This window comes from Dietzia sp., from assembly GCF_036741115.1.
Classification (GTDB): Bacteria; Actinomycetota; Actinomycetes; order Mycobacteriales; family Mycobacteriaceae; genus Dietzia.
Map to the genome: position 1 here is coordinate 1 of NZ_DAINST010000094.1, position 9,316 is coordinate 9,316.

The 9,316-nt window shown below is 70.5% G+C and carries 7 protein-coding genes; 4 read left to right on the forward strand and 3 right to left on the reverse strand.

Features of this window, described 5'->3' with window-relative positions; all coding sequences use genetic code 11:
- The first annotated feature begins 139 nt into the window (after positions 1-139).
- Positions 140-1,939, forward strand: a complete 1,800-nt coding sequence (locus V7E05_RS12415) for a penicillin-binding transpeptidase domain-containing protein (protein WP_333619959.1) — start codon at positions 140-142, stop codon at positions 1,937-1,939.
- Positions 1,940-1,951: 12 nt separating this feature from the next.
- Here the strand turns inward: V7E05_RS12415 and V7E05_RS12420 are convergent, their stop codons facing one another.
- The 3 genes from V7E05_RS12420 to V7E05_RS12430 form a co-directional block, all read right to left on the reverse strand.
- Positions 1,952-3,277: a class I SAM-dependent methyltransferase gene (locus tag V7E05_RS12420; RefSeq protein WP_333619960.1), complete on the reverse strand. Its 1,326-nt coding sequence runs from the start codon at positions 3,275-3,277 to the stop codon at positions 1,952-1,954.
- 130 nt (positions 3,278-3,407) lie between these two features.
- The gene (locus tag V7E05_RS12425; protein ID WP_333619961.1) at positions 3,408-4,919 is read right to left on the reverse strand and encodes an FAD-binding oxidoreductase; all 1,512 of its coding nucleotides are present in this window, start codon (positions 4,917-4,919) and stop codon (positions 3,408-3,410) included.
- 98 nt (positions 4,920-5,017) lie between these two features.
- Positions 5,018-6,268: a patatin-like phospholipase family protein gene (locus V7E05_RS12430; protein WP_333619962.1), complete on the reverse strand. Its 1,251-nt coding sequence runs from the start codon at positions 6,266-6,268 to the stop codon at positions 5,018-5,020.
- A 115-nt stretch (positions 6,269-6,383) separates the two neighbouring features.
- Between V7E05_RS12430 and V7E05_RS12435 the strand changes: the two genes are divergently transcribed.
- Genes V7E05_RS12435 through V7E05_RS12445 form a run of 3 tightly spaced genes read left to right on the forward strand, consistent with a single transcriptional unit; the run spans position 6,384 to position 9,133 of the window.
- Positions 6,384-7,625 (forward strand): sensor histidine kinase, encoded by a 1,242-nt coding sequence (locus tag V7E05_RS12435; RefSeq protein ID WP_333619963.1) that lies wholly within the window; start codon positions 6,384-6,386, stop codon positions 7,623-7,625.
- Positions 7,622-8,275 carry a response regulator transcription factor gene (locus V7E05_RS12440; RefSeq protein ID WP_333619964.1) on the forward strand — a complete coding sequence of 218 codons (654 nt, stop codon included), beginning with the start codon at positions 7,622-7,624 and terminating at the stop codon, positions 8,273-8,275. The genes V7E05_RS12435 and V7E05_RS12440 overlap by 4 nt, the downstream gene beginning before the upstream one ends.
- 57 nt (positions 8,276-8,332) lie before the next feature.
- Positions 8,333-9,133: a type I 3-dehydroquinate dehydratase gene (locus V7E05_RS12445; protein WP_333619965.1), complete on the forward strand. Its 801-nt coding sequence runs from the start codon at positions 8,333-8,335 to the stop codon at positions 9,131-9,133.
- Positions 9,134-9,316 lie beyond the last annotated feature (183 nt).

A 9,316-nucleotide genomic window follows, 5' to 3' on the forward strand; every position in this document is an offset into this window, starting at 1 on the left:
CGAGGTGCGAGCCCGTGGGGGTGTGCAGTCGCGCGTAGTCCCCCTGGGCCTGGACCCAGCGGATGTCGCTGCGGGGGATGAAGCGGGTGACCCCGCCGAGCTCGACGGGGATGGTCTCCTCGTCCTCGGGCGGTGACGGGTGGGCCTCGCGCTCGGCGGCTGCTCGCTCATCTCCCCGGACGACGGGAAGAAGCAGCTCGACTCCTTCGCAGAGGCGCTTTCCGGCGAGGACGCTGCGGCCGCGGCTGCGCTCACCACCGACCCGGCGGCGGCGCAGGCCGCGATCGAGAAGTCGCTCGACGGCCTGGCCGAGGGCGATCAGCGGCCCGACGTGCAGGTCTCTGCGGAAGATGGAAAGCCCTCCGATGGCCCCGTCACCCTCGACTACACGTGGAACGCGCCTGCCGCCGAGGGTGGCGCACCGCGAAGCGTCACCGGCACGGGCACCGCAGCGATGGAGAAGGTCGGCGACGAGTGGAAGGTCACGTGGGCGCCCACGGTCCTCGACGACCGCTTCGCCGACGGCGATTCGATGCGCCTCGCGCCGGCCCTCGACTACTCGGGCAAGGTGCTCGACGCGAGCGGCAACCCGGCGATGGAGTGGCTGCCGGTGACCAACGTGCAGATCCCCACCGCGGATGCCGGCATGGAGGACACCCTGCCGGACCAGGTCGGGGCCATCGTCGGCGAGAGCTACCCCGAGATCACCGGGCCCTCGATCCGCGACGGCGCGAAAGCCGCTAGCGATGCGGCCACGCAGGAGGACAAGCCGGCGCCCGAGGCGTACACGGTGGTCACGCTCCGCGACGAGGACCTCGCGCCGCTCAAGGACCGGCTCGCGGCGCTGCCGGGTGTGACCCTCGCGCCGGACCACAAACTCGTCTCCGCCGGTATCGGCGGCGCCACGGTCGACTCCGTGGCCGGGCCACTCACCGATCGGATGTCCACCGTGGGCGGATGGTCCCTGGGTATCGCGGGTCCGGGCGGCGTCATCCAGCAGGAGCTCGCCTCGGCGCCCGCGCAGCCCATCGGCGATCTCACGTCGACGCTCGACCCGGGCGTCCAGGCGGCCGCCCAGTCGGCCGTCGACGGGAGCGGCGTGCCCTCCTCGATCGTCGCGATTCGGCCCTCGACCGGCGAGATCCTCGCGGTCGCGCAGAACGGCGCGGCCACCTCGCTCGGTCCCGTAGCGGTGCAGGGCCAGTTCCCCCCGGGTTCGACGTTCAAGGCCGTCACCACCTCGGCGGCACTCACGGTCGGCGAGATCGGCCCCGATTCGACCGTGCCGTGCCCGGGCGTGATCTCCGTCGACGGCCGCACCATCCCCAACGAGGACGAGTTCGCGCTCGGCGACGTCCCCATCTCCACCGCGTTCGCGAAGTCCTGCAACACGAGCCAGGCGTTCCTCTCCTCCGGCCTGGAGGACAACTCGCTCCGCGACACCGCCGCACAGCTCGGCATCGGCCCGGGCCTCTCCATACCCGGCCTCGACGCGAGCACCGGGCAGGTGCCGCTCGCGGAGAAGGGGCCGGCGCGGGTCGAGGCGTCGATCGGGCAGGGCACCGTGACCACCAACCCGCTCGGGCTGACGGAAATGTCCGCGACCATAGCGAACGGCGGGAAACTCGTGCTCCCGTCCTTCTTCCGCGGCGAGCCGGCGACCGTGGACAATCCGCCCGCGCCGCTCGATCCCGGAGTGATCCAGGCGGTCCAGGGCTACATGCGCCAAGTGGTCACCTCCGGCACGGCCACGGGCGCGAGCGGCGTCCCCGACCTGCACGGCAAGACCGGCACCGCCGAGATCGGCACGGGTCTCGCGCACGGCTGGTTCACCGGCTACACCGGCGACCTCGCATTCACCGTGCTAATGCAGAACGCCGACTCCTCGAAGCCCGCGGTCTCCATGGCGGCCGACTTCGCCTCGGCCGCGCCGCAGTAGCGGAGGGCGGCGCTACGCCTTCCACCACTGGCGCAGCGGCACGTCCCAGGGCTTGCCCTTCTCCGCGTCGAGGTTGACGAGGAGGATCTGGTGGAGCTGGACTACGTTGGTCTCGAAGGCGTACTGGCAGGCGCCCATGTAGAGGCCCCAGAGCTTCGCCATGGGCATGCCGACCTCTTCGACGGCCTCGTCCCAGTGCGCCTCGAGGTTCTTGCACCACTCGCGGAGCGTAAAGGCGTAGTGCGGGCGCAGGTTCTCGCCGTGCACCGTCTCGAAGCCCGTGTTCTCGGCCTCGAGCTGGACGGTCGCCGCGCCGGCGAGCTCGCCGTCGGGGAAGATGTAGCGGTCGATAAAAGCTCCGGCCTTCGTGGTCCGCGTATTCTCGGGGCGCGTGATGCAGTGGTTGAGCAGCAGCCCGCCCGGCTTGAGCATCGAGCGCAGCTTCGCGAAATACGCGGCGTAGTTCTCCGCGCCGATGTGCTCGGTGATCCCGATCGAACTGATCGCGTCGAACTCCCCCTCCGGCACGTCGCGGTAGTCCTGCAGACGCACCTCCGCGAGGTCGCCGAGGCCCTCCTCCGCGATCGCGGCCTGCGCCCACGACGCCTGCTCCTTGGAGAGGGTGACGCCGATGACCCGCACTCCCCGGCGCGCGGCGTAGCGGACCATGCCGCCCCAGCCGCAGCCGACGTCAAGGAGGCGGTCGCCCTCGGAGAGGCCGAGCTTGTCGAAGACCAGGCGGTACTTGTTCTCTTGCGCCTCCTCGAGGGTCGCGTCCGCGGTGGGGTAGCACGCGCACGTGTAGGTCATCGACGGGCCGAGGACCCACTCATAGAACTTGTTGGAGACGTCGTAGTGGTAGCTCACGGCCTTGGAGTCGCGCTCCTTGGTGTGCCGTCCGGCGCCCGAGAGGGCTCGGCGCCACGGGGCGACGATCTCCATGTGCGGGATGGGCACGTTGGGATTGATCGCCTTGATGCCTACGGAGCGCAGGATCCGCAGCGTGGTCGCGAGGTCGGGCTTGTGCGCCATTTTCTTGCGGAGGATCTCGAGCGCGCCGAAGACGTCGTGCGGCGCTGCCGGGTGGACGCCGCGGACGATCTCGATGGAACCCGTGAGGTACGCGCGCGCCAGGCCGAGGTCGCCGGGCGCCGCGACGAACTGCTGCACCGCCTCTTCGGAGACGATCCGGATTACGAGAGGGCAGTCCTCGGGGCCGAAGGAGCTGCCGTCGTAGGCCTCGATCCGCACCGGGGACTTCTCGCCGTCGGCGACCGAGGAGATGATCTCTCCGATGGTCATGGGGACGAGTCCCGACCGATTCTTCGTGCTCGTCATGTACGAGTCCTGCCTTCTCTTCTCGAATAACCCGGCGCCCGCGCGCGGCGCCGCCGGCTCTGAATTCTTTTTCGTCTTGCCCTATGAGCTGCGTATTATCCGGGCGCGCCCGCCCGCCGAGCCCGCCGGGTCAGCGGGCCTGGACGGCCTTTTCGAAGAGCGTGGGGAAACGCCCCGCGGGATCGAATTCGGTCTTGAGCCGCGCGGCGTGCTCCCCGCCGTAGAGCGCGGCGAAGGTCTCGGCGTCGTAGAACGCGTCGGAGTACAGCGACTTGTGCCCGCCCAGCTCGGAGACCTTGTCCTCGATAAGCCGATTCCAGGCGCCCTCCTCGTCCCCCTCCGAGATCGGGGCAGAGGACCAGAAGCCGATGTTGACGTAGGTGGTGCCCGCCTCGAGCGGGTACAGCGGCCAGGGGCGCTCGCCCGGGGCCACGCCGGAGGCCACTGCACCCTCAGTGTCGAGCAGCCGAAGCGGGCAGAGCCACAGCGGCTCGATGGGGACTTCTTCGAGGAACCAGTCGATGAACGCGGGGAGCCGGTCGATCGTGACCTCGACGTCCTGCACTACGCGCTCGCGCGGCCCTTCGCCCTTGAGCGCACCGATCTTGTTGCCCAGGTCGTACTTGTGGTCGAGCCCGATGATCTTCCAGTAGAAGGAGGAGCGCAGCAGCTGCTGCGGCCAGAAGCGGCGGACCTTCGGGTTCTGCGTCGCGAACGCGCGCGAGCACCAGAACCAGTCAGTGTCCCAGCGCCAGATGTAGTCGCGGACGCGGAGCACATCGGTTTCCGTCCCCGAATCGTGCTGCAGCGAGCGGTAGTAGATCGCCTGCTTGTCCCCGATCCCGTCATAGCGCGAGGGCTCACGGCCGGCGGGCGGGGTGTCCGTGAACCGGCCGATGGAGAGGTAGGACTCGGTGGTGGAGAACACGACGCCGTCGAGGAAATCGGCACGTTCGCCGTCAAAGGCCTTGTTCGTGACGACGGACTCCATGGCCGCAGAGAGTTCCCGGATGTCGTCGAAGCGGACGTGGCGCACCTCGACGAATTCGGAGACAGGGAGGAGTTCGATCCGCAGGCGGACGGCATATCCGAGGGATCCGTAGGAATTCGGGAAGCCGCGGTAGAGAGTGCGCTCGCGCTCCGTGCCGCCGGGGCGCGCCGTGACGATCTCGCCCGTCCCCGTGAACACGTCCATCTCGAGCACCGACTCGTGCGGGAGGCCATGGGCGAAGGAGGTCGCCTCGATGCCGAGGCCCGTGACCGCGCCGCCGAGGGTGATGGTCTTGAGTTGCGGGACGACGTACGGCATGAGCCCGTACGGCAGCGTCGCATCGACGAGGTCCTCGTAGGTGCACATTCCCTGGACATCGGCGGTGCGGGCCTCGGGGTCCACGGAGACGACGCGCGTGAGGCCCGAGGTGTCGAGGCCCGGACCGCGATCCGAGGAGCGGGCGCGGAAGAGGTTCGAGGTCTTCTTCGCGAGGCGGACGCGGCGGTCGGCGGGGATCGCGCGGAAGCTGCCGACGAGACGCTCGACACCCTTCTCGTGCTCGGACCATCCGACGACGAGCGCAGTATCCGGCACCGCCGTCGCGGCGGTCGTGGTCTGTTCTTCCTCGCGTGCGATCCCCGGTGAGCTCATAATGCAATCGTAGACCCGCCCGGATAGCGCCGGACGACTACGTCGGGGCGGTTTCACCCAGGTGTCACCTGTCGTTGGCCGGGGCGTGTTCGGGCGCGTCAGATCTCTTCGCGGTCCAGCGCCTCCGCGCAGAGCATGTGGCCGAACTCGATGACCTCCTCGGCGCGGTGGAAGTCGAAGGCCGAGCACACCGACGCCGGGACCGAGAGGTGGATATCCGGCGGGTTACCGGCGAGGCGGTAGCCGGTGATGACGGCCTCGACGGCGTCGAGTGCTTGGACGACGACGTCGAACATGCCCAGCGATTTGGGCAGGGTCCCGTAGGTCTCCGCGACGGCGCTCGGGGACATCGCGTGGTCGACCTCGGCCGAGACCATGTCCTCGGCGGTGACCCGACCCATCGCGTCGTCGCCTCCGTCCGCGTCGGCGTCGGTGGCGGTGGCGACGCCGGAGGCGTCCGTCCTCGAACCGTCCTCGTGCGGCACCCGCTCGGCGAGCCTCTTCCGCATCTTCGTCCCCGCGTTGGTGCGGCCGAACTCCCATTCCTCGAGTGCGGGAAGGAGGCGGTTGGCCACGACGCGCGTGAACTCGCGATCGACGAAATCCGAGGTCGCCGCCTTGATCCGCGCCGTCCTCTCGCTCATCGACTCGGACGACTTGAGCGAGCGCCGGTTCGCTCCCCCGGGTCGGTCCTCGTCTTCGTCCCGCAGCAGCTTCCGCCCCGGCTTGTCGTCCTCGTCGGAGGATTCGCGGATCACCGATCCCAGCGAATCGCCGCGCCGCCCGGTGAGCGAGACGGCGACGAGAATATCGGCGTGCGAAGGGATGAGCGGCTCGACGGGTACGGGATTCATGACCCCTCCGTCGATGAGCAGCCGCTCTCCCACGACCGCAGGGGTGATCACCGAGGGGATGGCGAATGAGGCGCGCAACGCAACATCGAGCGGTCCTCGGTTGAACCAGATCTCGCGACGTGCGCGCATATCCGTGGCCACGGCTGTATACGGAACGCGGAGATCCTCGATGCGCACACCGTCGAGGATTCCGCCGAGCTTGCCCATCACCCGGCGCGCCCGGATCGCCCCGCCACCCGTGAGCGCGGGATCGATGAGCCGAACGATGTCGCTCTGTGAGAGCGGACGGACCCACTCCTCGAACTCGTCGAGCTTGCCCGCGGCGTAGACGCCGCCGACCACGGCGCCCATCGAGGAGCCGGAGACGGCGACGATCTCGTGTCCGCGCGCCTCGAGCTCGCGGATGACCCCGATGTGCGCATACCCGCGCGCGCCGCCGGAGCCCAATGCCAGAGCGATCCGCATATCGCCTCCCTCGTAGGTGTCGTTGCCCATTGTCCACCGACACCGCCGCACACGCGACGATTGACGCCGGCGGCTTGGGCTCGAGAGCGAATCTCGCGACCGAGCCGACCCGGTTCCTTCGATCCCAGCCCCTAGACTCCGTGGCATGCCCGCAGCGACCGACCAGCCGCACACCGCCACCAGCCACGTCTGGCGGCGCGGCGACCGTGGCCGGAGCCGTAGCGCAACCAGGAAAGGGCCCGACCGTGTGATGCTCGCGCTGCTCGCCTCGCTGCACCTCCTGTTCCTCGGGCTGTGGATCGTCGCGGTTGTGGAGATCGTCTCCCGCTCGGACTCGACCCTGCCCGTGGCAATGGCCAGCGCCGTGGCGGTCCTCCTCATCTACGGGCTCGGCGCGGTGCTCCCCTCCGTCGCCCGCGGGCACGGTGCGGCGCTGCTCTGGGTCGGCGCGCTTGTCGCGATGTGGGCGCTCCTCGTGCTGCACGCCCCCTCGGCCGCCTACCTCGCTTTCCCGCTGTTCTTCCTGTGCCTCCATGTGCTGCCGCTGCGCTCGGGAATCGTCGCGGTCCTCGTGGTGTGCGCGCTCGCGGTGTTCACCATCGGCATCTACCAGGAGTGGACGATCGGCGGGATCGCCGGGCCGACCGTCGCGGCGGCTGCCGCGATCGCCGTCGGGGTGGGTTACCGCTCGCTGATGGACACCCGCGCGGAGCTCGCCGCCCGGGAACGCGCCTCCGGGCAGGAGGCCGAGCGCGCACGCATCGCCGGGGAGATCCACGACACCATCGCGCAGTCGCTCGCGAGCATCCAGATGCTGCTGCGCGCGGTAGAGCGCGCGGACCCCGAGCACCCCTCGATCGAGGACATCAGGCTCGCTCGCGAGACCTCCGGCACCGCGCTGCAGGAGGCCCGCCGGGTCGTCGCCGCGATGCGGCCCGCGGTGCTCGAGGGCACCACCCTCGCCGGGGCCCTCGAGCGGGTCGCGCTCCACGCCCCCGCTCTGCCCGACGGGACCCGGCCCGTCGTGCGCGTCGAGGCCGGCGCCGACCTCCCCGGCGGAATGCGCGTGTCCTCGGCGTTCGTGCGGATCGCCCAGGAAGCGGTGTCGAACGCGGTGCGGCACGGGCACGCCACGTCGATCACCATCGCCGTCGCGCGCGTGGACGAGGACCTCGAGCTCTCGGTCTCCGACAACGGCGGCGGCTTCGACGTCGCGGATACCGCGCTCACCTCGACCGGCTTCGGCCTCGAGAACATGCGCCGCCGACTCGACGAGCTCGGCGGGTCCCTGTCGGTAACCTCGAGTCGTCGCACCGGGACCGTGGTCCGCGCCGCCTCGCCGGTCCGGATGGGCAGCACTGCAGGAAAGGACGGCATCGACTCGTGAGCAGCATCAGGCTCCTCCTCGCCGACGACCATGCCGTGGTCCGTCGGGGCCTCGCGGCGCTCGTCGGAGCCGAGGACGACATCGAGGTCGTCGCCGAGAGCTCCACTGCGCAGGGCGCGGTCGAGCGCGCGCGGATCGGGGACATCGACGTCGTGCTCATGGACCTGCGCTTCGGGCCCGTCGGCGAGCCCGGCGCCTCCCCCGCCGGCGTCGAGGCGACGCGCCGCATCCGCGAGCGCGAGGGGGCTCCCGCGGTGCTCGTCGTCACCGCCTACGATTCCGATCCCGAGATCCTCGGCGCGGTCGAGGCGGGCGCGGTGGGCTACATACTCAAGGACGCCGAGCCCGAGCAGCTCATCGCCGCGATTCGCTCGGCCGCGCGCGGGGAGACCGTGCTCGCCCCCGCGGTCGCCGCGACGCTCATGGGTTCGGTGCGGCAGGGCCGCTCGGCCCCCGAGGTCGAGCTCTCGCGGCGCGAGCTCGAGGTGCTGCGCGCCGTCGGCTCCGGGGACACGAATCGCAGCATCGCGCGGCAGCTCGGGGTGTCGGAGGCGACCATCAAGACGCACCTCACGCACATCTTCGGCAAGCTCGACGTCTCCGCGCGCACCGGCGCGGTGGGGCGCGGCCGCGAGCTCGGCCTGCTCTGAGCCGCGCCACGCCCCAACCGGCTTGACGGCGCACGCCGCGCCCTCAAGACTCGAGGCATGTCGCCGTCGCACTACCCTGCCCCGCTGCGCCCCGATCGCACCGCCGTGATCGTCCCGCTCGTCGGCGGGGACGTGGCCGCACTGCGCGCCGAATGCGCGCTCGTCGCCGACCAGCCCACAGGGGTGGTCGACCTCGTCGAGTGGAGAGTCGATCGTTTCGCTGACGCCGCAGCCCGCGGTTCCTACGCCGCCGGACTCGCGGCGATCGAAGAGCATCTGCCGGGCGTCCCGATCCTTGCGACGTACCGGACCCCCGCCGAAGAAGGACAGCCAGACCTGCGCCCGGATCCGGCCGCCGAGAGCCCGGACGTGCCCGCCGCCTACGTGCGCCTCGTCGCCGCGTTAGCGGCCGAGCCCGCCATCGCCCTCGTCGACGTCGAGCGCTCGCACTCCCTCGCCGCCGAAGCCATGGCGGCCTGCACCGCGGCTGGTACGCCCGTCGTGCTCTCGGAGCACCATTTCGAGGGCCCGCTCACGGCCACGGAAGCCAGCGAGGCGTTCGAGAACATGGCAGCGGCGGGAGCCTCCGTCGCCAAGCTGGCGATCATGCCCGGCTCCCCCGCCGACGTCACAGCGCTCATGGATGCCACAGCGCGCGCTGCGGCGCACTCGCCCGTCCCACTCATCGCCATCGCGATGGGCGAGCTCGGGCGGATCACGCGCGTCGGGGCACCGGCGTTCGGTTCGGCGGCGACGTACTGCACCGTGGCGGCGGCCTCGGCGCCGGGGCAGGTGCCGGCGGCCGAAGCCAGGGCCGCGGTCGATGCGCTGTCCGCCTCACTCGGGACGCGCGCATAGCCGACTGGCCGGATTAGCCGTAGCGGCGCTCGACCTCTTTCTTGAGGCCCTTGGTCGCGGTGTCCGCGACGACCTTCTGCGCCTGCTTGACCACGAGCCCGGGCACCGCGATCTTGAGCTCGACCGTGAGTTGGAACTCCACATGCGTGGAGCCATCGCCGTTAGCGGTGAGCAGATAGCGAC

What these genes read in the sequence shown, in the direction of transcription:
- V7E05_RS12420 (WP_333619960.1), bottom strand. Translation starts at nt 3,277, where the DNA reads ATGACGAGCACGAAGAATCGGTCGGGACTCGTCCCCATGACCATCGGA.
- V7E05_RS12445 (WP_333619965.1), top strand. Translation starts at nt 8,333, where the DNA reads ATGTCGCCGTCGCACTACCCTGCCCCGCTGCGCCCCGATCGCACCGCC.
- V7E05_RS12435 (WP_333619963.1), top strand. Translation starts at nt 6,384, where the DNA reads ATGCCCGCAGCGACCGACCAGCCGCACACCGCCACCAGCCACGTCTGG.
- V7E05_RS12430 (WP_333619962.1), bottom strand. Translation starts at nt 6,268, where the DNA reads ATGGGCAACGACACCTACGAGGGAGGCGATATGCGGATCGCTCTGGCA.
- V7E05_RS12425 (WP_333619961.1), bottom strand. Translation starts at nt 4,919, where the DNA reads ATGAGCTCACCGGGGATCGCACGCGAGGAAGAACAGACCACGACCGCC.